Source organism: Caulobacter zeae (genome assembly GCF_002858925.1).
GTDB lineage: Bacteria > Pseudomonadota > Alphaproteobacteria > Caulobacterales > Caulobacteraceae > Caulobacter > Caulobacter zeae.
This window is the reverse complement of record NZ_PJRS01000028.1, coordinates 50,355-72,834: the sequence shown is the minus strand read 5'-3', so window position 1 is coordinate 72,834 and position 22,480 is coordinate 50,355. Positions and strand designations below refer to the sequence as shown.

14 protein-coding genes are annotated in these 22,480 nt (G+C 68.3%); 6 read left to right on the top strand and 8 right to left on the bottom strand.

Annotation, left to right across the window (positions count from 1 at the left end; translation table 11 throughout):
• The first annotated feature begins 80 nt into the window (after positions 1 to 80).
• From SGCZBJ_RS14790 to SGCZBJ_RS14780, 3 genes are all read left to right on the top strand, one after another.
• Entirely contained in the window at positions 81 to 1,031 is a 951-nt protein-coding gene (locus SGCZBJ_RS14790) for a LysR substrate-binding domain-containing protein (protein ID WP_240621518.1), read from the top strand.
• Positions 1,032 to 1,185: 154 nt separating this feature from the next.
• Positions 1,186 to 3,360, top strand: coding sequence for a catalase/peroxidase HPI (gene katG / locus SGCZBJ_RS14785; protein ID WP_101718759.1), 2,175 nt, complete (start codon positions 1,186 to 1,188; stop codon positions 3,358 to 3,360).
• A gap of 172 nt (positions 3,361 to 3,532) precedes the next feature.
• Entirely contained in the window at positions 3,533 to 9,517 is a 5,985-nt protein-coding gene (locus SGCZBJ_RS14780) for an autotransporter outer membrane beta-barrel domain-containing protein (protein WP_101718758.1), read from the top strand.
• A 22-nt stretch (positions 9,518 to 9,539) separates the two neighbouring features.
• Here the strand turns inward: SGCZBJ_RS14780 and SGCZBJ_RS14775 are convergent, their stop codons facing one another.
• From SGCZBJ_RS14775 to SGCZBJ_RS14750, 6 genes are all read right to left on the bottom strand, one after another.
• Entirely contained in the window at positions 9,540 to 10,049 is a 510-nt protein-coding gene (locus tag SGCZBJ_RS14775) for a GNAT family acetyltransferase (RefSeq protein WP_101718757.1), read from the bottom strand.
• 270 nt (positions 10,050 to 10,319) lie between these two features.
• The gene (locus SGCZBJ_RS14770; protein ID WP_101718756.1) at positions 10,320 to 12,671 is read right to left on the bottom strand and encodes a TonB-dependent receptor; all 2,352 of its coding nucleotides are present in this window, start codon (positions 12,669 to 12,671) and stop codon (positions 10,320 to 10,322) included.
• 251 nt (positions 12,672 to 12,922) lie between these two features.
• Positions 12,923 to 14,761 (bottom strand): DUF885 domain-containing protein, encoded by a 1,839-nt coding sequence (locus SGCZBJ_RS14765; RefSeq protein WP_101718755.1) that lies wholly within the window; start codon positions 14,759 to 14,761, stop codon positions 12,923 to 12,925.
• A gap of 198 nt (positions 14,762 to 14,959) precedes the next feature.
• Positions 14,960 to 15,928 carry an HAAS signaling domain-containing protein gene (locus SGCZBJ_RS14760; protein ID WP_101718754.1) on the bottom strand — a complete coding sequence of 323 codons (969 nt, stop codon included), beginning with the start codon at positions 15,926 to 15,928 and terminating at the stop codon, positions 14,960 to 14,962.
• 12 nt (positions 15,929 to 15,940) lie between these two features.
• Positions 15,941 to 16,270 carry a PadR family transcriptional regulator gene (locus SGCZBJ_RS14755; protein WP_101718753.1) on the bottom strand — a complete coding sequence of 110 codons (330 nt, stop codon included), beginning with the start codon at positions 16,268 to 16,270 and terminating at the stop codon, positions 15,941 to 15,943.
• A gap of 155 nt (positions 16,271 to 16,425) precedes the next feature.
• Positions 16,426 to 17,166, bottom strand: coding sequence for an SDR family oxidoreductase (locus SGCZBJ_RS14750; protein ID WP_101718752.1), 741 nt, complete (start codon positions 17,164 to 17,166; stop codon positions 16,426 to 16,428).
• A 104-nt stretch (positions 17,167 to 17,270) separates the two neighbouring features.
• Here SGCZBJ_RS14750 and SGCZBJ_RS14745 point away from each other — a divergent pair, with 104 nt between their 5' ends.
• Positions 17,271 to 18,185 (top strand): LysR family transcriptional regulator, encoded by a 915-nt coding sequence (locus SGCZBJ_RS14745; RefSeq protein WP_240621517.1) that lies wholly within the window; start codon positions 17,271 to 17,273, stop codon positions 18,183 to 18,185.
• A 207-nt stretch (positions 18,186 to 18,392) separates the two neighbouring features.
• Here the strand turns inward: SGCZBJ_RS14745 and SGCZBJ_RS14740 are convergent, their stop codons facing one another.
• Positions 18,393 to 19,274, bottom strand: a complete 882-nt coding sequence (locus tag SGCZBJ_RS14740; RefSeq protein ID WP_101718751.1) for a hypothetical protein — start codon at positions 19,272 to 19,274, stop codon at positions 18,393 to 18,395.
• Between the two features lie 65 nt (positions 19,275 to 19,339).
• Positions 19,340 to 21,148, bottom strand: coding sequence for an ATP-dependent nuclease (locus tag SGCZBJ_RS14735; RefSeq protein ID WP_101718750.1), 1,809 nt, complete (start codon positions 21,146 to 21,148; stop codon positions 19,340 to 19,342).
• Between the two features lie 188 nt (positions 21,149 to 21,336).
• Here SGCZBJ_RS14735 and SGCZBJ_RS14730 point away from each other — a divergent pair, with 188 nt between their 5' ends.
• A complete protein-coding gene (locus tag SGCZBJ_RS14730; RefSeq protein WP_101718749.1) occupies positions 21,337 to 21,750 on the top strand; it encodes a DUF1810 domain-containing protein in 414 nt (137 codons plus the stop codon).
• 77 nt (positions 21,751 to 21,827) lie between these two features.
• Positions 21,828 to 22,448 (top strand): hypothetical protein, encoded by a 621-nt coding sequence (locus tag SGCZBJ_RS14725; protein WP_101718748.1) that lies wholly within the window; start codon positions 21,828 to 21,830, stop codon positions 22,446 to 22,448.
• Positions 22,449 to 22,480: the final 32 nt, after the last annotated feature.

Sequence of the window (22,480 nt, the reverse complement as noted above, 5' to 3'; positions counted from 1 at the left end):
GCGCGTCGCGACCTCTTCCTCGCGTCGGTATCGCGGCCAGCTTGGCGCAACGGGCCGAGGAAAAGAAGTTTCAAAGATCAATGATCGCGATAGGCTTCGGCTATCGAGAACCGGGAACCGGCGGCATGAACCTGCGCGATCTCCGCTATCTGCTGGCCGTGGCCGAGCACGAGCACTTCGGCCGCGCGGCCCGCGCCTGCGGCGTCAGCCAGCCCACCCTGTCGGTGCAGATCCGCAAGCTGGAGGACCTCTTGGGCGTCGTGCTCTTCGAGCGCGGCGGCAAGACCGCCACCCCCACCGCCGCCTGCCGGCAGCTGCTCGACCACGCCCGTTCGGCGGTGACGGCGGCCGAGGCCGTGCTGGCCACCGCCCGCAGCCTGCGCGATCCGCTGGCCGGCCGCTTCCGCCTCGGGGTCATCCCCACCCTCGCCCCCTACCTGCTGCCGCTGGTGTTCGGCCCGCTGCGCGAGGCCCTGCCCTCGCTGGAGCTGGAGCCGTGGGAAGACCAGACCGCGGCCCTGCTCGAACGCCTGCGCGCCCATGAACTGGACGCCGTGCTGCTGGCCACCGACGAGACCGCGCCCGACCTGATGGGCGCGCCGCTGTTCGCCGAGCCGTTCCTGGCAGCCCTGCCGCCCGACCATCCGCTGGCCGCCCGCGAGGCGGTGGCCGAGACCGACCTGGCGCGCGATATCCTGGTGCTGTCCGACGGCCACTGCCTGCGCGACCAGGCGCTGGAGGCCTGCGGCCAGACCACAGCGCTCGGCGCCTCGCTGCGCGCCTCCAGCCTGACCACCCTGCTGAACATGGTCGCCGCCGGCTATGGCACCACCCTGATCCCGGGCCTGGCGGCCGGCGCGGCCCAGGACGCCGGCATCGTGCTGCGACCGCTCTCCACCTGGACCGGCCGCACCATCCGCATCGTCTGGCGCGCCCACTTCCCCCAGCGCCCGGCCGCCGAGGCCGTGGGCGAGGTCATCGCTCGCCGCCTGCGCGGCTACACCGAGAGCACCGCCGCCGACGCGGCCTGAAGATCGGCCGACCGCGGACGAAACGCGCCTGGAGAGTTGGCCGCGTCTATCGAAGCGATAGGAACAATCAATTGTACCAATGGCCAAAAGGACGCGTTGACTAGGCCCGACGGGGAAATGGCGAACGCAACAAGCCAACCGGAGGAAGCCGACAATGGATGGGAACGTCGATCCTAAAGCGCAGGGCCAGTGCCCGGTGAGCCAGGGCCGCGGGCGAGCAAACCGCGACTGGTGGCCCCAGCATCTCAGCCTCGAAAGCCTGAACCAGCACAATCCGCGCTCCAATCCGCTCGGCGCGTCCTTCAACTACGCGCAGGCCTTCCACAGCCTCGACCTCAACGCGGTGATCGCCGACCTCCACGCCCTGATGACCGACAGCCAGGACTGGTGGCCCGCCGACTTCGGCCACTATGGCGGCCTGTTCATCCGCCTGGCCTGGCACAGCGCCGGCACCTATCGCACCAGCGACGGCCGCGGCGGCGCCGGCGGCGGCCAGCAGCGCTTCGCCCCGCTCAACAGCTGGCCCGACAACGCCAATCTCGACAAGGCCCGCCGCCTGCTGTGGCCGATCAAGCAGAAGTACGGCGCCAAGCTGTCGTGGGCCGACCTCTACGTGCTGGTCGGCAACGTCGCCCTGGAGTCGATGGGCTTCAAGACCTTCGGCTTCGGCGGCGGCCGCGCCGACCAGTGGGAGCCCGAAGAGCTCTATTGGGGCCCCGAAGGCAGCTGGCTCGGCGACGAGCGCTACAGCGGCGAGCGCCAGCTGCATCCGTCCCTGGGCGCGGTGCAGATGGGCCTGATCTACGTCAATCCCGAAGGCCCCAACGGCAATCCCGACCCGAAGGCCGCCGCGCGCGACATCCGCGACACCTTCGCCCGCATGGCCATGAACGACGAAGAGACCGTCGCCCTGATCGCCGGCGGCCACAGCTTCGGCAAGACCCACGGCGCGGGCGACCCGTCCTTCGTCGGCGTCGAGCCCGAGGGCGGCGAGATCGAGGCGCAGGGCCTCGGCTGGTCCAGCAAGCACGGCACGGGGATCGGCGCCGACGCCATCACCGGCGGCCCGGAAGTGATCTGGACCCAGACCCCGACCAGGTGGAGCAACCACTTCTTCGAGAACCTGTTCAAGTTCGAGTGGGAGCTGCACGAAAGCCCGGCCGGCGCCAAGCAGTGGCGGGCCAAGGACGCCCCGGCCGACATCCCCGACGCCTATGACGCTTCGAAGAAGCACGTGCCGCGGATGCTGACCACCGACCTCGCCCTGCGCTTCGACCCGGAATACGAGAAGATCTCGCGCCGGTTCCTCGAGAACCCCGACCAGTTCGCCGACGCCTTCGCCCGCGCCTGGTTCAAGCTGACCCACCGCGACATGGGTCCGAAGGCTCGCTACCTCGGCCCGCTCGTGCCGGAAGAGACCCTGATCTGGCAGGACCCGATCCCCGAGGTCGACCACCCGCTGGTCGACGGCGCCGACGTCGCCGAACTGAAGCGCCAGATCCTGGCCTCGGACCTGACGATCGCTGAACTGGTCTCGGTCGCCTGGGCCTCGGCCTCGACCTACAGAGGCTCCGACAAGCGCGGCGGCGCCAACGGCGCCCGCATCCGCCTGGCCCCGCAGAAGGACTGGGAGGTCAACGACCCGCCCACCCTGGCCAAGGTGCTGGGCGTGCTGGAAGGCATCAAAGCCAAGTTCGATACGGCCGACGGCAAGAAGATATCGCTGGCCGACCTGATCGTGCTGGGCGGTGCGGTGGGCGTCGAGGAAGGCGCCAAGGCGGCGGGCTCGCGGATCACCGTGCCCTTCGTTCCCGGTCGCGCCGACGCCTCGGCCGAACAGACCGACGCCGACAGCTTCGATCCGCTGGAGCCGTTGTCCGACGGCTTCCGCAACTATCGCCGCGAGGGGACCCAGTTCATGGCCCCCGAAGAGGCCCTGGTCGACCGCGCCCAACTTCTGCGGCTTTCGGCGCCCGAGATGACCGTCCTGGTCGGCGGCCTGCGGGTGCTGGGCGCCAACGCCGGCGGCTCGAAGGCCGGGGTGTTCACCGAGCATCCGGGCGTTCTGAGCAACGACTTCTTCGTCAACCTGCTCGACATGGGCACGACCTGGAACCCGACGGCGGTCAACGCCTTCGCCGGGTCGCCCCGGGCCGGCGGCGATCCGCGCTGGACGGCCACCCGCGTCGACCTGATCTTCGGCTCCCACGCCGAACTTCGGGCCCTCGCCGAGGTCTACGGCTCGGCCGACGCCCAGGACAAGTTCGTCACCGACTTCGTGGCGGCCTGGAACAAGGTCATGAACGCCGACCGGCTGGACCTGAACTAGAAGACGGCAACGCTCGATCGGCGGGGCGTTGGCCGAAACGCCAGCGCCCCGTTTCATATCCGGCCCGTCGCATGCAGAAACTGACCAGGGCGCGAGGAGATATCCCGGAGCATCTGGACGTTGCGCCAAGGCAAAGCTAGACGCCATCTCAGTTGATGCTCCGGGGGCTTGCATGCTTCAGTTGAATGGCCTCGAGGCGCGGAGCCTGCGCGCCCGCCTGCTTGGTTGCAGCCTGGCGGCCCTGGCCGCGGGCGCGGGAAGCTCGGCCTGGGCGGCCTGCACGCCTTTGCCGGTGGTTCAGAACGGCGTCGTCAACTGCACCGGCGCGACGGTCGGCGGCCTGACGGTCGACAAGACCAGCCTCGTCAACATCCTCTCCGGCGCCAGCCTGTCGGCGGCCGGCGGCGACCTGGCCGCCTTCCGCGCGGTCTCGCCGATGGGCGCCACCTATGGCTCGATCATCAACCTGAATGTCCAGGGCGCGATCACGGGCGGCTCGGCCGACGGCGTACTGGTCAACAGCGGCGAGTATCGGCCCGGCTACTACTGGCCCTCCACCCGCCTCAACATCACCGTCGGTACGAACGCGACGATCCAGGGCGCGACCGCCATCCGCCTGCAGGGCACCGCCGGCAACCGCTACGGCCTGGCCGTGGCCGAGCTCGACAACAGCGGCCAGATCCGCTCGACCAGCGGTCCGGCGATCGTCAGCACCGACGCCTCGATCGAAGGCTTCTTCTCGATCACCAACCGCCGGACCGGCTATATCGGCGGCATCCAGGCCGGCGTGCAGCAGCTCAACAACGCCGGCGTCATCGACGGCGGCGCGTTCAGCGCCCTGAGTTCCCCGGCCGCCGTGGCGCAGTCCTACGCGCACAGCAACCTCTATACGCTGAACAACGACGTCGGCGCCGAGATCCGCTCCAACAGTACGACGGCGACCGTCAGGGCCTCGTCCGTGCCGACCATCGTCAACGGCGGCCTGATCGCCAACCGCGGCTCGGGCGCGGCGCTCGAGGTCGGCTTGGGCGTCACCCTGACCAACAGCGCAAGCGGCGTGATCTCCAGCGGCGGCGCCGCGGCGATCCAAGCCGGCGGCCCCAGCGTCACCATCTACAACCGCGGCCTGATCACCGGTTCGATCGTGGTCGCCTCGCGTCCCAACGTCTACGGGTCGACGACGATCAACACGTTGGGCGGTCGTATCGCGGGCGACGTGCTGCTGGGCGATTCCGACGACCTGGTGATCGGAACCTATGACGCCGCCACCCGACGGCTGAAGGAGATCTCGGGTCGCGTCGACGGCGGCGGCGGCCTCAACACCCTGCAATTCACCCTCGACCAATCGATCGAGCTGACCGACGGCCTGATGTCGGCCGACTACGCCAACTTCCAGGCCTACCGCATGGCCCTGGCCCAGGGGACCGTGCTGACGCTGAACGGCAACACGCCCGTCGGCCTGTCGATGGCCGGCTACGGATCGATCGTGACCAACGGCGCGGTGACCAGCACCGGCACGGCCTTCATGTCCTACTATGCGCCCGACTACTATTACGGGGGCCTGTCGTTCACCAACAACGGCTCGGTCACCAGCACCGTCGCCCCGCCGGCGCCGGGCTATATCGGCCCGGCTGCGATCAATCTCTCCTACCTGAACAGCTTCGTGAACAGCGGCTCGATCGTATCGAGCGGCGCCGGCGTCCTTGTTGGCCTGAGCAGCACCGGGGCCCTGACCAACTACGGCTCGATCAGCGCCGTCGCCACCGCGCTCTCGGTCTCGAGCGGTACGTTGCTGAACGAAGGCGAGATCCGCTCCACCGGAGGCCTTGCCCTCTACGTGTCGCTCGGCGGCGGCACGGTCATGACCAGGACCTCCACGAACAATGGCGTGATCGAGGGCGTCACCGCCGGCGCCCAGGTCTCGTCGATCATCCTGGCCAACAGCGGGACGATCACCGCGAGCAACGGCCACGGCGTTGTTCTCGAGGGCTACTCGCGCGTCGACAACCTCGCCGGCGGCGTCATCTCCGGCTCCAAGGGCGGGGTGCGCGCCGACTGGGCCAGCATCGTCAGCAATGCGGGCGTCATCAATGGCGACGTCACCTTCTCGGGCGAGGGGACCTATATCGACGCCGGCGGCCAGTTGAACGGCTCGCTGACCATGAGCAATCGCGGCGACAGGCTGCTCACCGACCTGGACCGCCTGCAGGACGGAAAGTTCAGCTTCCTGACCGGCGCCGTGGACGCCGGCGACGGCGTCGACCAGCTGATCCTGCGCGCAGCCAAAGACGCCGAGGTCACCCTGAGCCTGCCCACGAGCTTCGAGGCCCTGGGCCTCGAACTAAGCGACGACGCGGCCGTGAAGGCCTTGGTCTCCTCGCTCCTGACCTCGCAGTTCTCCGTGGCGGGCCAGGGATCGCTGGATCTGACGGCCGACATCACGACCACGACCGGCAGCGCCATCAGGGTCGCCTCGCCCTATGAGGGCTCGGGCTACGGCGACCTCAGCCTCGTCAGCCGCGGCGCCCTACAGTTCACCGAAGTCACCTACGACTATACGGGCGGCGCGGCCGTCGAGCTGACGTCCAACACCGAGTTCGAGAACGCCGGGTCGATCAACGTCGCGCTCGCGCCCCAGTCCTGGTGGCAGACCACGCCCGCGGCGATCCGCGGCGGCGAGAAAGTGACCAACTCCGGCGTCATCACGCTGGAAGGCGGCGTCGGGGTGAGCGGCGCGCTCACCCTGGTCAACACCGGCGAGATCCGGCAGGTCGCCGGAGACAAGGCGGCCACCGGCGTCCTCAATGTCGGCGCGCTCGAGAACAGCGGCGTCATCGAAGTGGCGGGTGCGGCCGTCTCCGGCGGCTACTACGCCTCGGCGACCATCCAGAACGACGGCGTCATCCGCAGCACCGCCGGCGTGGCCATACAGGGCGGCGGCTATGCTGCTCTGATCGTCACCAACAACGCCGACGGCCTGATCGAGGGCAAGACCGGCGCGATCGCCGGCGGCTACTACGCCGACACGATCCGCAACGACGGCAAGGTCGTCGGGACGATCGACCTTGGCTACGGCGACGACCGGGTCGAGAACTACGGGACCATCGAGGGCGCGGTCCTCCTCGGCGACGGCAACGACACCTTCGTGCAGTGGGTCGGCGCCAAGGTGACCGGCGTCGTCAACGGCGGCGCGGGCCTCGACACCCTGACCATCGACTCCACCGGCGGCGGCTCTGTCGAGGGCGCTAACTTCATCAACTTCGAGCGCTTCACCCAGATCGGCGACGGCGAACTGAACTATTCGGGCCATTTTGCGCCCGGCCCGATCAACCTGGTCGGCGGCGCCGCCAAGGTGCTGGCGGGAACCAGCGTAAGCACCACGACCGGCCTCTCCTTCACGGGCTCGGCGTCCCAGGAGCGGATCACAATCGAAGGCTCGGTGTCGGGCGGCCTGTCGCTGGGCGGCGGCGCCGACAGCGTGGTCAATCGCGGCGCCATCGGCGGCTCGGTCCTGCTGGGTTCGGGCGACGACACCTATACCGAACGCGCCGGCGCCACCCTTGCGGGCGTGCTGGACGGCGGCGACGGCGTCGACACCTTCCTGCTGGAGCTGGCGGGCGACCACGCCGGCCTGCGCGCCCGTACGGGCTTCGAGCGCCTGGGCGTCAGCGGCTCGGGCGTGCTTGGCCTGGCCCTCGACCAGAACTGGGACAGCGTCGCCCTCGACGGCGCGGGCGTGAACCTGGCCCTGAACGGCTTCACCGTCGGCGCGATCCTCGGCGGCGACGCGGACGAAAGCGTGACCCTGGACGGCGACGTGGCCGATGTGCGGCTGGGCGGCGGCGGCGATCGCCTCACCCTGGCCTCGGCCGCCATCGCCGGCGTCAAGGACGGGGGCCTGGGCGACGACGTCCTGACCTTGACCGCCGCGGGCCCGACTCTGCTGACCGGCGTGGTCAACGGCTTCGAGCGCATAGAGGTCGCCAGCGGTTCGTTCTCGGTGGCCGGCGTGCTCGGCGCCGGCGGCGACAAGATCGCCTTCGGCGACGGCGCCCAGACCCTGACCGTGCTGTCGGGCGGGGTGCTGAAGGGCGCGATCGACCTTGGGGCCGGCGACGACACCCTGCATCTGCAGGCCGGCGGCAACCTGGAGGGCCAGGTGCTCGGCGGCGCCGGCGCGGATCTCGTCCGCATCGACCTGCTCGCCGACCTGACCCTGGACGGCGCGCAGCTACAGCAGTTCGAGACCTTGCAGGTCACGGGCGCGGGCGCGCTGAACTTCACCGGCTCGGCCAGGTTCGACCGCCTGCTGACCTCCAGCCTGACACTGAACGTCGGCGCCGGCGCGGGCCTGGCGTCGGGATCGGTGCAGATGGGCGGCGGCGACAACCTGGTGACCGTGGCCGGCCAGTTCGCCGGCGCCCTCGACCTGGGCGCGGGCGACGACGTCCTGCGCCTGCTGTCGGGTTCGAGCTTCACCGGCGGCGCCAACGGCGGGACCGGCTACGACCGCCTCGAACTGGCGCTCGGTGGAACCGACGCGGCGCCCGTGGCGCTGGGCTCGACCACCTTCACCGGCTTCGAGGCGCTCGCCCTGCAGTCGGGCGTCGTCTCGCTGGCGGGCGACTACGGCTTCGACAGCGTCACCGTGTCGGGCGGTCGCCTGATCGGCCTGGCCGGCTCGCGCCTGTCGGCCGCCAACATCCTGGTGCAGAACGGCGCGACCTTCGGCTCGGCCGGCGCGGTCGTCGGCAACCTGACCGTCGCCGGCGTGCTCAGCCCCGGCGCCTCGCCGGGCACGATGACGCTCACCGGAAACCTGGCCATGGCCAGCGGTTCGTCGGCGGTGTTCGAACTGGGCGCGACCAGCGACAGGCTGGACGTCTGGGGCGCGGTCTCGATCGCCTCGAACACCACCCTCAAGCTGGTGGGCGACAAGCTGCTGGCGCCGGGCCGCACGCTTGACCTGATCACGGCCGGCGGCGGCCTCACCGGCCGCTTCACCACCGTCGAGGGCGCCCAGGCGCTGAGCATCCACCTGCGCCAGGGCTCCGATCGCCTGCAGGCCGTGGGCCTGTTCACCAACGACCAGACCCTGCCCGGCCAGGCCGCCGACGCGGTCGGCGCGTTCAACGCCGCGATCGTGGCCAACACGGCCAGCGCGGCCCTGGTCGCGGCCATGCCGACCCTGACCCTGGCCTCGACCGGCCGCAGCGACGCCGCCGCCCTGATCCGCGTCACGCCTCAGGCCTACGCCTCGGCCCTGCAACTGGGAACCGAGAACGGCCTGACCATCATCGACGCCGCCCGCGCCCAGTCGGCCTCGGCGCCCGAGACCGCCGGCCTATTCGGCTTCGGCCAGGCCATGCTCAACCGCCGCACCCTGGACGGCGACGCCGCCGAGGGCGTGGCCGGCGGCAAGGTCGACGGCGCCGGCGTGCTGGCCGGCGTCGGCTACGGCGCCCGCCAGGCCTGGGCCGGCGGCTTCGTCGGCTATCTCGACGGCCGCGAGCGCCTGGGCGGCCTGGATGCTCGCACCGAGACCCGCAGCTTCGTGGCCGGCGTGCAGGGCGGCCTCAGCTTCGGCGACTTCGCCCTGGGCGGCGTGCTGGCCCACGACAGCGCCGAGGCCGACACCCGCCGCGCCCTGCCGGGCGGCGCCTCGGCCCGCGCCGAGAACTACAAGCTCAAGACTTGGTCGGCCGACCTCAACCTGACCTACGCCGCCGCCCTGAACGGCGACTGGCTGCTGGCGCCCAGCGTCGGCGTCAGCTGGATCCAGGCGCAGCGCGCGGCGGTCAGCGAGACCGGCGGCGGGGCCTTCGCCCTGTCGGTCAACAAGGAGCGCCTCTCCAGCCTGTTCGTCGACGCCCAGGTCACCCTGGTCGGCGGCCAGGCGGCGGACGCGCGCCTGCGCCCGCACGCCTCGATCGGCCTGCGCAGCCTGGTCGACGGCGACGGCGTCAGCTCGACCGCCAACCTCGGCGGCGTCCAGCTGCGCGCGGCGGGCGTGACCCGCGCCGACACCCTGGCCACGGCCGGGGCGGGCGTGAGCTACCAGGTCAAGCCGAACGTCTCGGTCTCGGTCCGCTATGCCGGCGAGTTCGGCGACGGGGGCCGCCAGTCGGCCCTGCTGGGCGTGCAGTGGGCTTTCTGACCGGCCCGACCGCTCGCAAGCTTCAGCCGCCGGCGCTTCCGCGTCGGCGGCTTTTCTCTTTTCGGGCCTCGGCGTCATCGTCGTCGCCGACCTTTTCCTCGACGGCGGCCGAGAAGCGCTGGTAGGCGCCCAGCCCCACCAGCACCAGCACCGCCGCCACCAGCAGCATGGTCGGATAGACCAGTTGGGAGACGTCCGTGCGGGCGGTCTTGAACACCACCACCAGCGCCTCGAGGAACAGGGCGATGACGATGGTCGACAGGAACTTGGTCAGGCTGCGCCGGGCCTCGGCGGCGCTGCGTTTCTCCTCGCCGCGCCGCACCTCGTCCTCGAACAGGTACTTGGCCACGTCGAACACGGCGATCGCCACGATGATGTAGCCCAGGACGTCCAGCACCGCCTCGGCGCCCGACTGCTCGGGATTGCGCAGGCCGGAGATCGCCTCGTTGACCCCCAGGGCCACCAGGCTCATGGCCGCCAGCAACAACAGCAGGCTGGCTGCGGCGAAGATGGCGCGGGTCACATAGGTCACGGCGGGCTCCCGGGGCCCGGCCCAAGCGGGGCCGGTCGCGGGGCATCAACGTTCGCCGCCCCGCTCCGGTTCGCCACGCACGCCAGCCAGATCGACACTCAGAAGTATCGGCCTTTTTCACCGAGCCTCCCCGCGAAGGTGTTGTGTTCCTCCAGCCAGGCCAAACCGGAGGCTACACCCAAACCATCCCGCCAAGCTCTCGGGACACAACACCTTCGCGGGGAAGGACGGGCTTGAGTAGAGCGGCCGGGTGACCGTCGATCGCCTTCCCTAGAAGTCGAAGCCGATCGTGGCGAAGACCTGCCGCGGCGCCGACGAGTGGAACACCAGGATCGAGCCCGCCGCGTCGTCCGGCGCGAACACGCTGCTGTCGAAGTTCGAGGCGTAGCGCTTGTCGGTCAGGTTGGTGACGTTCAGCGAGGCCTTGGCCCCCTTCATGAAGCCGACCTCGCCGAAGGCGTAGCTGACGCCCAGGTCGAAGGTCGTGTAGCCGCCGAAGCTCTGGTCGTTGGTGTAGGTGTAGTAGCGGCGCCCCGTGTACTTGCCCTGCAGCGAGGCCGAGAACGGACCACGCTTGAGGCTGACCACGCTGGCGAACATCTCTTTCGGCGTGTCGACCTGCTGCTTGCCGGCCGTCTTCTTGATCACGCAGGTCGCGCCGGAGCACCAGTTGAGGTCCTCGTCATAGGTCGACTTGTTGTACGAGGCCGAGTTGTACCAGTTCAGCCACGACAGCGGCTTCCACAGCACGCCCACCTCGGCGCCCTTGCTGGTGACGCTGCCGGCGTTGTGGAAGGAGTTGCCGCAGCCGGGGTTCTGCTGCTGGTTGGTCGGGCAGGGATTGTATTGCAGCAGGCGGTTGTCGAAATCGACCTCGTAGGCCGACACCGACAGCTGCACCTTCTCGCCCACATAGCGGTAGCCGGCGTCGAAGCTCTTGGAGGTCTCGGGCTCCAGGTACTTGCCCTGGGCGTCCCAGACGGCCTGCGACACCGACTGCGGGCCCAGTTTGAAGCCGCCCTGGAACATGGCCATGTTCTCGGCGTAGCTGGCGAACACCTCGTGGCCCGGAGCGATGCGCCAGCGCGCGCCGGCTTCCGGCAGGAAGCTGTCCGAAGCCTTCAGCGAGCCGCTGGCGAACTGGGTCGAGGCCGCGGCCGGGGCCTTGGCGATGCCCGGCAGGGCCGTGGCGGTCGACTTGGCGCTGGTGCTCTTGAAGCCGAAATCGATGCTCAGCGCGTCGTCCAGCAGGGTGATGGTGTCCTGCACGTATAACTGCTGGGTGGTCCAGTCGGTCTTCTGCACCCACTGGGCGGTGTCGGGACGGCCCTTCAGGTACTGCGCCAGGCTGAACGGACCGGTGACGTTGGTCCAGATGTAGCGGGCGGCGCTGCTGGTGTTCTGCTCCAGCCACAGGCCGGCCTGCAGGTGGTTGAAGCCGTGGGTCCAGGCTACGCTGGCGATCACGCCGTCACGGTCGATGGTGTAGCGGGTGTCGCGGATCTGCACCGGCAGATCGTCGGCCGTCGACGCCGTGCCCTGGGTCGACAGGCCGGTGATGAAGTTGTTCCCCGCGCCCTTGTTCTCGTGCTTGTAGACTTGGCCGTGGACCTTGAGGCTGTCGGTGACGTCGAAGTCGGCCGCGATGTAGAAGAGGTCGTCGTTGCGCAGGATCTGGCCGTTGGTGAAGGTCACGTCCGACAGCTTTTCCGGCGCCGTCGAGGTCACGCACTTGGAGGCCAGCGAGGCCACCGAACAGGCCGCGCGGGCGACATAGGCGTCCCAGTTGGGCGCATAGCCGCCCCAGTCCCAACCCAGGCGGTTCAACATGTCCTTCGACAGATAGGCGTCGTCGGCCTGGTTGGTGCGCGAGATGTCGGCGAAGGCCGTCACCTGGCCGCGCTCGCCCTTGTAGGTCAGCTTGCCGTTGAACTGCTTGCCGGTCGACTTGTTGTAGACCGGCTGGTTCACGAACAGGTCCTGCTCGCTGTACTGGCCCGACAGATAGGCCGACCAGCCGTTGCGCTCGCCGGTGTCGAAGCGGGCGAAGGTGCGCAGGGTGTCCTCGCTGCCGACGCTCTGGCTGATCGACAGGCCCATGGCCTTCTTCGGATCGCTGGAGCTGTAGATCAGCGCGCCGCCAAGATTGCTGGTCGACGGGATCGACAGGCCGGCGATGCCGGTCGCCAGGTCGGCGCGGCCCAGGTTCTCGGAGATCAGCGCCCGGCTGATCGTCAGGCCGTTGTAGTTATTGTAGGCGCCGTCGCCCAGCGGCATGCCGTCCAGCGTGTAGCCCAGGTGGGTGGTGTTGAAGCCGCGCACCTGCAGCGACAGCGACTGCTCGTTAACGCCCAGGGCGTCGATCGACTGGGCCATCACGCCGGGCAGGAAGTTCAGCGCCTTCTGCACGCTCGTGCCCGGCGGCAGCACTTCCAGGCTGGCCGGCGTCAGGGTCGAGACCGAGCGGGTCTGGCCGCTGCCGACCACGACGACGCCCTCGACCTCGCCGCCATCCGCCGTAGCGACGGGCGCATCCGCGGCCGGAGCATCGGCCGCCTGGGCCTGGCTGGCGAGCATGAGGCAGGCGGCGATCGCCGCGGCGCTGGCGGTCCTGAGCAGCATTCGGATATCCCCCGATATCGGAAGCGCCGCGGGGTACTGGTCTCGACGGCGCCGGTTGTTTTCAGCGCCGCGTCTATTTCACAGGTTGATGACACTTTTTCCGCAACAGCAGCGGCTGCGCGGTGGACAACAGTCATCTACGGGCGACCGGGCAATTCCGCCCCGACAACTGTGCGACCGCCGCCAACGAAAAAGGGAGCGCCCTTGCGGACGCTCCCCTTCCCAGGCCTGCCTTGCGAAAGGCGCGACGCTTACTTCCCGGCCTTGGTCGCGGCGACGTAGTCGTCGACCACGCGGTCCAGCACGGTCAGCGGGGTCATGCCCGACAGCAGGCCCGCATCGTGGAACTTCTTGATGTCGAACTTCTTGCCCAGGGCCTTCTTGGCGCGCTCGCGGGCGCGCAGCCAGGTGATCTTGCCCAGCATGTACGAGCAGGCCTGGCCCGGCCACACGACGTAGCGTTCGATCTCGGTGATCGTGCCGCTTTCCTCGTCGCCCATGGTCTCGGCCATGTACTTGACGGCCTGTTCGCGGGTCCACTTCTTGTAGTGCATGCCGCTGTCGACCACGAGGCGCACGGCGCGGAACAGGGCGTCGTGCAGCATGCCGATGTGGCCCCGCGGGTCGCTCTTGTAGATGCCCATCTCGACGGCCAGCTCTTCGGAATAGAGCGCCCAGCCCTCGGCGTAGCCCGAGAAGCCGATGACCTTGCGGATCAGCGGCAGGCCTTGAGCCTCGTTCGACAGCGACAGCTGCAGGTGGTGGCCCGGAACGCCCTCGTGCACCGTCAGGGTGGTCAGGGTGTACTTGGCCTGCTCGGCCGTATCACGCAGGTTGATCCAGTAGATCCCCGGGCGCTTGCCGTCGAGCGAGGGCGAGTTGTAGTAGCCGCCCGGCGCGCCGGCCTCGATGGCCTTGGGCACGCGGCGGATCTCCAGCGGGGCCTTGGGCAGCTGGCCGAAATAGGCCGGCAGCTGCTTTTCGATCCACTCGGCCTTGGTGTTGAGATCCTTGATCAGCTGTTCCTTGGCCGGATCGGTGTTCTCGTAGATGTCCTTGCCCAGCTCGGCCATGCGCTCGCCGACCGTGCCCTTGCTCATGCCGATCGACTTGAACAGCTTGTCGGCCTCGGCCGAGATCGACTTCACCAAGTCCAGGCCCAGCTGGTGGATCTCCTCGGGACCCATGGTCGAGGTCGTGTAGTTCTTCAGCGACACGGCGTAGTAGTCGCCGCCGTCCTTCAGGCGCCACACGCCGGCGTCGTGGTTGGCCTTCGGGCGCACGCTTTCCAGCAGCGCGATCTGGCGCTTGAGGGCCGGCAGCACCGAGTTTTCGTAGACCTTGCTGGCTTCGGCGGCCCAGTCGCCGGCGATGTTCTTTTCCTTGGTCCGGCGGGCGATCGACTTGACCAGGGTGGTCTCGGCCGTCGGGGTGTCGGCGAAGGCCTTCATCTGGATGAGGGCCTTGTCGATCACGAAGTCGGGCGGGATCACGCCGTCAGCGTAGTCGCGCTTGGCGATCAGGGTCTCCTGATCCATCAGGCGCGCGAAGCCTTCCATGCGCTGCAGATAGGCGTCGGCGTCGGCCTTGGTCTCGATGCTGTGCTGGGTGTCGAGGAAGTCGGGCATCTGCTGGTAGCTGCCCGTCAGCTGGCTCAGCACGTAGGGCGCGCCCGAACCGCCGCCGGCGTAGGTGAACTTGCGGTTGCCCTCGTCCTGCACCGCCAGGGTGAACTCGACGGTGTCGTAGTTGACGGCGTCCATGCCGGTCAGCTGCTTGCGGTCGATCGAGCGCAGCTCGGCCAGCTGGGCGGTCGTCTGGGCCGCGCCCGCGGCGATCGCCTCGAACGAGCGGTCGCTCAGCAGGCCCTTGGTCCAGGCCAGGTCGTCCTTGTCGAGGCCCAGGCTCGTGGTCAGCTCCGGCGCCTGGCGCATCAGCTTGGCCATGGCCGCGTCGAAGAACGCGTTCATCTTGGCGGCTTCGCCAGAGGCCGAGGCGGCGGCCGGCTGGGCGAAGCCCAGCGACGGGGCGGCTGCGGCGGCCAGGCCCGCGGCCACGGTCGACAGCAGGAGTTCGCGGCGGTTTTGCAAGAGAAAGTCCCCTTCCCTTGAGCCCTCCCCCTCCGGTCGGGCCCTGACATGAATTCCGGCGCGTTGGTCCGCGCCGGAAAGGCTGGGGCGAAGGCGTAAATGGCCCCGGCGGGCGGGGCAACCGGGGACGGATTAATTCCGTGTCATTCGACCGTGGAAAAATCCGCCCCGCTTGTATCGCCCCCCAATAGGCGCCCCTTAGCGGGCGCCCTTGTACAGGCGCCAGGCGGCCGCGCCGATCTGGCAGGCGAAGGTGATCCCGGCGACCAGCATCGCCACGTGGAAGCCCATGCCGATCACCTGCTCCAGGCGGGCCGTATCGGCGCCCGAAGCGGTCACCGGCTCCAGGGTGAACAGCGGCAGCGACTTCCACATCACCGTGGTCAGGGCCATGCCGCCCGCGCCCACGGCCAGCTCGAAGGCGGCCCGCAGCCTCACCCGCCCCGGCTGGAGCAGCGTGATCAGCGCCGAGACCAGTTGCACCGCCGACCAGGCCAGGATCGGCCAGAACAGGGTCTGCCAGACCGCCGACGGCTTCAGCACCACCTCGCCCTTCACGGTCAGGTCGCCCAGGTCCACCTTCCACACGCCCGTCCACCACAGGACGAACAGCGCCACCACGACCATCTCGAACACCGCATTGAAGCGCGTTTCGAACAGGCCCTTCTTCTTGCTCGGCGCCGGCAGCTCGCTGACCTTCCACTCGGTCAGGCCGGTCAGCGGCGCCCAGCCGCGCTCGATGCCGGCCGCCACCAGCGTGACCAGGCCCGCCAGCATCAGGGCCGAGCTCGGGAAGTGGTCGAAGGCGGCGTTGGCGAGCAGCCGGGCCGGATTGTCGCCGCCCAGGACGATGGACGCCAGGGCCGGGATCACCGAGATCGCCGCCGCCACCGCCACGGCGATCTTCAGGGCGAACATGTAGAACGGATAGACGGTCGGGCCGATCAGGCTCTGCTGGGGGCCGTAGCGCCCGGCCACGGCCAGCGGATGGCCGAAGTCCTTGAGCACCGCCTCGCGCTCCTTGTCGCTCAGGGGGCGGCCCAGGGCCTCCTCCTTCTCCTCGATGCGGTTGAGCAGCAGGTCGCGCAGTTCGGCGACGATGTCCTCGCGCTGGGCCTTGGGCAAAAGGGCGGCGACGGCGGCGAGATAACGGTCGAGCAGGTCCATGATCCAGTCCCCTCAGATCAGATTTTGCAGGGTGTCGTTGATGGCGCGCCACTCGGCGGCCAGGCGTTCGAGGACGGCCTCGCCCTCGGTGGAGAGGCGGTAGAAGCGCTTCTTGCGCTTCTCCTCCTCGCGCCATTCGGACGTCAGCAGGCCCTGGCCCTCGAGCCGGCGCAGCATCGGGTAGAGCGCGCCTTCGTCGATCTCCAGCCCGACCTCCGCCAGGGCCTGGCGCAGGCTGTAGCCGTAGCGCTCGACCTTCAGCTGGGCGAGCACGGCCAGGATCAGCGTCCCGCGACGCAGCTCCTGGCGGAGGGATTCGAAGATGTCCGTGTCTGTCGGCATTGGCGTGCCCGGTTTGGTGTGCGTCACATGGTGTGCAGCACATAGTGTGCGATACACACTGTATGTCACACAGTATAATTTGGGGTCAACCGCCGTTCTCTGAATTCTTCGTAATGCGAAAAGGGGGCGCGGCCGCCGGCCACGCCCCGGCGGGCTCAGATGATCCCGCCGTTGGCGCGCAGGGTCTGGCCGTTGATCCAGGCCCCGTCGGGACCGGCCAGGAACGAGACGACGGCGGCGATGTCCTCGGCCGCGCCCAGCCGCTCCAGCGGCGCGGCCTTGGCCAGGCGCTCGACCAGCTCGTCCGGCTTGCCGTCGAGGAACAGCGGCGTGGCCGTCGGTCCCGGCGCCACGGCGTTGACGGTGATGTCGCGGCCGCGCAGCTCCTTGGCCAGCACGCTGGTCAGGGCCTCGACGCCCGCCTTGGCCGCCGCATAGGGGCCGTAGGCCGGCTGCAACAGGCCCACCACGCTGGACGAGACGTTGACGATCCGGCCGCCCGCCGCCATCCGCCGCGCGGCCTCGCGCAGGGTGTTGAAGGTCCCCGTCAGGTTCACCGCGATCATCCGCGAGAACAGCGCGTCGTCGGCCTGGGCGATGGTCGCCAGCTCCATGACGCCGGCGTTGTTGACCAGCACGTCCACGCCGCCGAAGGCCGCCCCGGCGGCGTCGAACATCGCGGCCACGGCCGCCGGATCGGCGATGTCGGCCTGGTGCGCTGCGGCGCGGCCGCCGGCCGCCTCGATCTGCGCCACCACGCCGTTCGCCGCCGCCGCCCGGCCCGCATAGTTGACGATGACGGCGAAGCCGTCCGCCGCCAGCCGCCGCGCCGTCGCCGCGCCGATGCCGCCCGAAGCGCCGGTCACCAGCGCCGTCCTGCCGTTAGTCTTCGTCATGCCTTGGTCCTCCGGCCGACACCGCGTCGACGAACGGACCATGCGCCTTCGCGCCGATTGAATAATTCAGGCGATCAGGCCATCACTATTCGAACCAGCGAATAATGGAGGCCGCCCTGGACCGCTTCGAGGCCATGCGTCTCTTCGCCCGCGTCGTCGAACGCCGCAGCTTCACCAAGGCCGCCGCCGACCTTTCCCTGCCCCGCTCCACCGCCACCGAGGCCGTGCAGCAGCTCGAGGCAAGGCTGGGCGTGCGCCTCCTGCAGCGCACCACCCGCAGCGTCGCCCCCACCCTCGACGGCGAGGCCTATTACCGCCGCTGCCTGAAGCTTCTGGACCAACTCGACGAGACCGAGAACGCCTTCCGCCGCGCCAGCCCGCGCGGCGAACTGCGGGTCGACGTCCAGGGCGCCCTGGCCCGCCGTTTCCTGCTGCCGGGCCTGCCCGAGTTCCTGGCGACCTATCCCGAGCTTCGCCTGCGCATGACCGAGGGCGACCGGCTGGTCGACCTGGTGGCCGAGGGGGTCGACTGCGTGCTGCGCCTGGGAACGCCCGCCGACAGCGGCCCCTCGAGCAGTGCGATGGCCGCCCGCCGCGTCGCCCTGCTGCCCGAGGTCACCTGCGCCGCCCCGGCCTATATCGACCGCCATGGCGCGCCCCGGACCCCCGACGACCTTTCCCGCCACCAGATGGTCGGCTTCGCCCGCCCCGACGGCGGCTGGCATCCGCTGGAAGTCACCGAAGGCGGCGCCGTCCGCCAGGTCGCCGTCCCCGCCGCCGTCGTGGTCTCCAGCGCCGAAAGCTCCCTGGCCATGGGCCTCCTGGGCCTTGGCCTCATACAGGTCCCCCGCTATCGCGCCGAAGAACACCTCGCCTCCGGCGCCCTCGTCGAGGTCCTGACCGCCCACCCGCCGACCCCGACCCCGGTCCACCTCCTCTGGCCCCGCGACCGCCAGCTCTCGGCGCGGACAAGGGTGTTCATCGCCTGGGCGGCGGGGCGGATGGCGGGGGCGGGGTGAGGGGGGTTCTGACTCTTTGCTGACGTCTGAGGCATCCGCTTCTTGGCAGCCAACTGAGCTTGGCGGCCAACAGCCTGCCGACGCCCTCGGCACCCGCTCGTATGCAGTTGCCCGCTGCATCGGGTAGCGCTTGAGCATCCGGATTCTACCGGACGAACCGCTGTCGCGGCGGTTGAGGCATTACGACGTGATTTCCCCGCATCTCACCTAGCGGGCCTTAGGCCCGTACGCCGACCTTGAGCGCCGCTTCTCACCCGGCATGTGCAAGTCGCTGCGCACGAAAAAGCTGGCGTTGGAGTAGCTGTGGAGGCGCGGCGGCACGCGGATCAGCTCGAATACCTTCCCGAACTCCGCCGGCGTCATGACCTTCGTCTTCATCGACTTGAACGGCTCGTAGTCCTTCCAGCGCTCGACCGTCCGTCGCAGTTTGAAGTCCATCGTCAGGAAACAGAACAGGCCGTACTTCTCAGCCGTCCTAATGTGCCAAGCGTCGAGATTTTGCTTTGGTCCAAGTCGCTTCAGGAGGGCGTGGTACAGCGGGTCGTTCGAATTGCTGAGGCGACGCTGCTGCTGATTTTCGAGGGGCGGTGCGCCACCGCCTAGCATCCAGCCGCCCTCAAGTTTGTCGATACACTCAAGGTTCACACCAGCGAACAGGCTATGATCGAAGTAGCCGTAGCCGGTGTAAAGGCCACTCGGCTGTCGCCAGGTCTCATCGCGCAACTCCGCCGACGTGCAGAGCCTCAGTCGCCCGGTCTTCCCGAGATGCACGATCCCCGACAGGTAGGTCAGGTTCTCGTAGATCTCGGTGTCATTCGCGTCGGTGTGAACCGGCACGCGGGCCATGTAGCCCGTGTCGATCTCATGCGGCCCCCACATCTTCGGGCCAGTCGAAACCCACCCCGTCTCGTGCGTGACCGCGTTTCCTCGCACGCTATTGTCGACGAGGATGCCAAGCGGTTGATCGGCCGGGAGCTTCCGGCGCGCCTGGAACGTCGACCAGTGCACCAGCTGCTGCACCGCCCCTGGCCCGTACTTAAACCGTAGGTGCTCGGGCAGGTTTCTGATGATGTTGACCAGCCGCTTCATGGAATTAGCGCCTTCTCCCGTGAGATTTCTACCGAGAGCGCCTAGGTACTTTGGTGCTCGCTTCATTAGCTATTCAGGAAGGCCCAAGCCGTGCTGGCGATGTGATCGACTTGGTCTTGCGGCAAAGTTTTGGCTGCTGCCGCAGCGAAGCGCTCTTTAAAATTGTTAGGTACGCCGCGAGAGAAGAACCAATCTATCGTACCTGGTTCCGCAACACGAAGCGGCGCTGCCGCCGCTTGGCTTAGACTACCGTGGTACGAGTCGTGGATGGCGGATCGTGATGCAGCCACTCCCTCGGACCCAATTATCTCCACGCAGAGTTCGGCGGCCAACTTAGCGGGATAGAGAAACTCGGACGTAAAGAACAGCTGGTCGGGACGAATGGAGTGGACCCCGCAGAACGCGACGCTGTCGGACGATTGTGGCAGTAGCCACACTCCCAACTCGTTGGCGACCTGGCAGATTTTCGCCGGCGGCGCTTTGCCGCAGATGTTTCTATGTGCCCTACGGCCTGCCCCGTCGTTGTCGAACAGGAACAGGACCTTGGCTTCCTGATGTAGCGCACCTGCACTGAGCAAGCGCGGCAAAAGTTCAGGAGTCGTCGAAGGCGTGCCCTCAAGAACACGAACGTTGATCGCGGTTTTCGGAATGCCGGCGCGGGCGAAGGCCGCCTCGAACAGCTCCTTGTCGAACCGACCCTCAACAAACAGAGTTGGTACCCTCAATAGTTCCAGTTTTCGCTTTAGATGCCCCGCTTGCTCTTCGAGGGCATCGCGATCTTTCTTCAGATCGCTCCATTGCCGGATCAGGTAAGGCAGCTGTAGGAGGCTGGCCTCTTTCATCCGGCTTTCCGCGTCGTCCAGCGTGTCGATGACACTTATAGCGTTCTTCGGCACAACGAGGTCCCGCGCGCCATGGCCTGGCTTCTGCTTGGAAACGAACACTCGGCGGATATCAGCCTTTGTTCGCTCGGAGCTCGCTAAATAGAAGGCGGGCGAATGGCTCGTTATGAAGACCTGGGTGTCGGACCGCGCAGCGATTTCGGCAAATCGTTCTGCCTCCGCGTCGGCGGCACCCAGGTCGAGCGAGTTTTCTGGCTCCTCGAAGCCCCATATAAAGAACTTCTTCCCGGACTCGTGCTCGTTGATGTAGCGCAGCAACTCGGGCAGGTGGCGGGCTTTCACGCCGTCGCCCTTCTGCCGTAGTAGAGAGTGGCCGTCGTCGCCATGGGCGAAATCCAGGGACCTGAAGAGCAATCCCATGTCCGTCGGAGCGGCCAATCTGGTGGTTGAGCCAAAGAGTTTGCTCAGGCCTGCTGACAGGCCGCTGGTCTGCTCCCGGATCGCTTCGACGAAGGTGTCCGTCACGGCCTCAAAGCCGGTGCTCTGGGCGGCAGCGCCATACATGCGCTCGATCAAGTCGCCGAAGACTTGAAGGTCCTTGATCGCTGGAATGTAGCTGAAGTCGATCTGGTTGAGAAATCGGGTCAGCTGGATCTTGGATCCCTTCGAAAGGCCGCGAGGGAGTGTGTCCGTTCGCTCTCCGTAAATATTCCACTGACGCTTGATCGAGATAGCGTCGCCGAGTGACGGACGATAGTTGGGAGGGACATTAAAGTCGATGCGGATGGCAATGAACTGCCGCCCCTTGGCCGATTTGGCCGCATCGCGTCTGATGTCGCTGAAATCCAACTCGAACTCAAGGTCCTGGCCCGGCTCAATCTCCTGGTTGAAGAACAGGTTCAGCGCGCGCAGTAGGTTCGACTTGCCACTGTCGTTGCGCCCAAAAACCACGTTCATGTCGCCGGGATTGTCGAGAACCGCGCTGTAGAGAGAGCGGAGATAGTTGATCTCGATACGGCGAATTAGCTGCATTAGGCGACGTTGCTCCTAGTGGCCGCGAGCAAGGGCATTCGGCCAATGCGCGAATCGAGAGACAAGCGCTACCATTAAGTGAGTCGCTCCACATTTTGCTGTCCACAACGCGAAGTCGGCCGGTCATGGTTGAACATGGCCAAATGTCCACTTCATGCTGGTGATCCAAGCTCCGCTCTTGCCCCCCCATGCCCCACGCCCTCACCCGCTTCCTCGACGCCCAGGCGACCGCCTATCCCGCCGCCCTCGCTGAGCTGCGCACCGGCCGCAAGCGGGCGCACTGGATGTGGTTCGTGTTCCCGCAGGTCCAGGGCCTGGGCCATAGCCCGACCGCCCGGTTCTACGCGATCGCGGGGCTGGACGAGGCGCGGGCCTATCTGGCGCATCCGGTGCTGGGGCCGCGCCTGCTCGCGTGCGTCGAGGCGATCCTGGCCCTGCCCGGCGACGACGCCCATGCGGTGTTCGGCTCGCCCGACGACGTGAAGCTGCGCTCCAGCCTCACCCTGTTTTCCGCCGCCGCGCCGGAAGAGCCGCGCTTTCGCGCCGCCCTGGCCAAGTATTTCGCCGGGCAGGAGGATCCGCTGACGCTGTCGCGCCTGTGACATTCGGCACACCGGCGCTTAAGGGAATCCCTGAAAATGTGACCGCCGGTTGTCGCACTTCAGGGGTCTTCAGCGTCATGTCCAAGTCCGTCCGTTCGCGCCTGCTCGCAGCCGGCCTCGCCGCCGCTGCTTTGGTCGCCCCCCTGGCCCTCGTCGCGGCGCCGCAGGCCGCCCAGGCCTTCGGCACGGTGCGCAAGCTGGGCCAGAACGCCGAGCACGAGCGGATCACCCGCCGGGCGCTGGAGCCGGTCGGCTTCGAGCGGCTGACCCTCAACCAGCTGGCCGGCACGAGCCTGATGGTCGGGGCCGGCAGCTTCGGCGCGGTCGGCGCGCCCGACCGGCCGTTCCGCGGCCTGATCAGCGTCACCGAGGCCCATTGCGACGACGGCGACTGGTTCGACGGAGGCGACTACGCCCAGGGCCGCGACAAGGCCAATGACGCCCTGCGCGCCTGCCGCGCCCTGATGCACCGCAATCTCGACGAGGCCCTGCGCCGCGCCGGCGACCTGGCGGCGCCCGACCTGTCGCTGGGCCAGACCGCCATGGGCTCCAGCTGCAAGTTCGACGAGGACGACGCCGACACCCGCCTGAAGTGGGAGGAGTTCTCCGAGCGCGTCCGCCGTCAGTACGGCGAGGCGCGGGGCGCCAGGATCCTGTGCGTGATCAAGGCCGACGAGCCGCGCAAGGCCTGCGCTTGATCGCGGCGTTGCGGCGCGGCCGGGCGCGTGGT